Genomic DNA, 3,027 nt, shown 5'->3' on the forward strand with positions numbered 1-3,027 from the left:
ATGTCACCCGTTATGATAACCCGCAGTGATCGCCCCGGCGCGCCGACTAACGGCTGACCGCCATGCACGCATCACACGACTTCGGGAAAGGTGCCTTGGTGCACCGCTTACCATGCATCGCATGTGGCTGGACAATAGCGAGTTCCAATGGACGCGGGAAACCATGGCGTCAGCCGTGTGACAAGAGGCGGGGAAGAAGAGGTAGAGAGTTCCGCCTGGCAGCGGAAGAACGTCCTTCGTGGGACGAAGGATGAGGTGAGTTTGCGATCATGGGCGTAACCGGTCATGTCATGTGTCATGTTGGCCAGGACGCGAATCAAATTGTTCCGCCTTATTCTCTCAATCCCATCAAGGGAGGTCCAACGGGGCCGATCCCGGAGAGAAGCACGACCCGCGAATGATGTCAGAAGCTGGTAAGGTAGAAAATGATGAAAGCGCTTGACCCCAAGCCGCCGAATAGAGAAGCCTGCTAGGTCATGCGACGAGGCGCCGGGCCTCGTCGGAAACGCACGGCCCGTTTTTGGAACAGCTGATAATGGTTGTCTTCTACGATCAGAGTAGCCCGCGTGGAATCGTCTCGGACCATTCTCGTGCAAAGACCTCGATTTCTTTTGCGCTCTCGGTGGCGCGCACCTTGCGGTGCACATAGAAGCACTTGGAGTCGCACCACATGCTATGTTCGGTCTTGATTGCGACCTGCCACTCGTCACGTTTGAAGCTGAAATGCCACTGGCTTTCGAATCGGGCCGAGGCTGGATCATTCGGATGGATACTGTAGTGCATACGGACATCGCGGCTGATGGTCATACGATGATACGGATTTGCTTCCTGGCCGAAATCGTCAAACGTATCGAGTACGATCTGGCCGTTCTCATCCACATGGCGCCTCGACGTGCTGCTGCCCTGACGCAATTGACGGATATGTAGTTTCGGATACTCTAGAGGTATTGGAGTGGGATTCTGCGGTGGGATCTCCTCGACCACTTTCCGAATTGGCAGGTGAAGTGCGCTACGTTCCAAGTACAGCGTAACAACCGCTTGTTCAGGCGCGGGCCAGACGAGCGGCCAATAGGAGGTCGATAGTGCCAGCCGCAGTACATGTCCAACCCTTAGCCGATGACCGCACTCGTTTAGCTCGATCTCGGCCTCGTACAAGTGCCCCGGTACGAGCGCTTGCGGGGTCTCATGACTGGCGAAATGAGTCAGGTTCAGGGGGCGATAGGTGATGCGCTGCGAAACACCCCCCGGTGAAACATCGCAGAGGCGTGCCACGATCTGGGCGACTGGCTTATCAACTGAGAAGGCAAACCTCACCTTCGGACGGCCAAGAAGTTCCACCACCTCAGCGAGTGGGGCGCTGTCGAAGCAAGTCGACAATGCATCGTCCGTTGCTTGATCCTCTGGCAATTCATTGTCGACGCGAATGGCTGGACAGAAGTAGCCGCTAGCCTGGCCAACGTGAGCGGGGCTTGAGATGCTGACGGTTCCAGATGATGCGTTGTCCTTCAAACCATCTGTTCCCAAGTAAAGAATTCGGTTGCTCAGGTAGGGTGAGGGCCACTCCTGCTCGGCCACCCAACGTCCCACCCGCGGGCCATATTTCTTCGTTGGGTTAAAATGCTCCTGTATGAAGGCGCGATAAGCGGGCAGTGTCTCCGCGCCATTTTGTTCTCTCTTAAGCCAGCGATCAAACCAGCGGATCGCCTCGGACGGAAAATCGGCGGGATGTAACTTGGAAAGATGGGGATAGCGATGTTCCCAAGGGCCATTGATAGCTTTGCAGGGCACCTGCAGGTTCGATGCCAGCGCCGGCGGCGCATTAACATAGCAGTCCGCCCAGCCGTTAATGGCCATCACTGGTGCCTCTATTCGGGACCAGTCCTCACAAACCGAGCCATGTTTCCAGAATTCGTCCCGCGTGGGATGGCGTAGCCAGCCACAGACGGAAAAAGGGACGTTTTCCAATCGAGCGATCCAGTCACCACGCCAGTCCTCGCGGAGCTGGGAATCCGCAGGTCTTGTCATGTAGGCACACAACTGGGCACCCCAATTGGCGTTGTCGGTGAGTAAGCAGCCACCCATAAAGTGAATATCATCTTCATAGCGATCAACAGTCGATCCCAGACTGACTACCGCCTTTAGCTCAGGCGCACGACGATAGGCCAGCTGCAAACCGTTAAAGCCGCCCCATGATATGCCGATCATTCCCACATTGCCGTCGCACCAATCTTGTGCCGCAATCCAGGCTAGAACTGCCTCGCCGTCGCTTAGCTCCTGTTCGGAATATTCGTCGTCGAACCGTCCTTCGCTGTCGCCTGTGCCGGCGATATCGACACGCACCCCGGCGTAGCCCGCTTCAGCAAAAATATGATACAGCAGATCATCGCGCGCGGCGGTCGTGTCCCGCTTTCGATAGGGAAGATATTCAAGTACTGCCGGGGTGGGTTTCGCGTAGTCCGGAAGCCAGATCTTGGCTGCCAATCTGCGCCCATCCGGAAGTTTGATCCATTGGTTTTCGATTACCTTAGTTGACATTGCCTTCACCAGTGCTTTCATTTGAGGTTATAGTCAGGGGCTGGCTCGATGCGCACGTTCGCCCCATCAAGCCCTGCCGCTCATAATGCCCCGGTTGACCTCGAGCTTCGTGATAAGATATTCCTCCTGGATTGCGGGCGATGAACGTACTCGAACCAAGACGCCTATCGTGGCCAAAGCTCGCATCACAATTCGGATTCGAGTGCATTGAGATCGCCCGTTCGGAGGCAAGAGAGACCATGGAGGACGCGCCTATGCGGCCACGGCGTTCGACGTGGCTCTGAGGCGTAGCCCCTAGTGGTTTCCGCCTAACATAAGAGTCCTGGGTGGGATTCCCATTTGCCTGTGCGCATGGGAACGCATGCGCACAGGAATATCTCTCACCGTCTCGCCTTCTGATCATCGGCGGCTGACTGCCCTGATCAGCGACCGCAACAATCCGCAGAAGTATGTCTGGCGTGCCGAGATCGTGCTGTTGAGTGCCGATGGTGT

The 3,027-nt window shown here is 56.4% G+C and carries 1 protein-coding gene and 1 pseudogene; one reads left to right on the forward strand and one right to left on the reverse strand.

The features are described 5' to 3' along the window. Positions 1-552: 552 nt before the first annotated feature. Positions 553-2,481: a CocE/NonD family hydrolase gene (locus RFM41_RS33890; RefSeq protein ID WP_320253495.1), complete on the reverse strand. Its 1,929-nt coding sequence runs from the start codon at positions 2,479-2,481 to the stop codon at positions 553-555. A gap of 415 nt (positions 2,482-2,896) precedes the next feature. Between RFM41_RS33890 and RFM41_RS33895 the strand changes: the two are divergent. Next, positions 2,897-3,027 (forward strand): annotated as a pseudogene (locus RFM41_RS33895) (IS630 family transposase); the annotation flags it as partial.

Origin of the sequence: Mesorhizobium vachelliae (assembly GCF_033977325.1) — a bacterium.
Taxonomy (GTDB): domain Bacteria; phylum Pseudomonadota; class Alphaproteobacteria; order Rhizobiales; family Rhizobiaceae; genus Mesorhizobium; species Mesorhizobium vachelliae.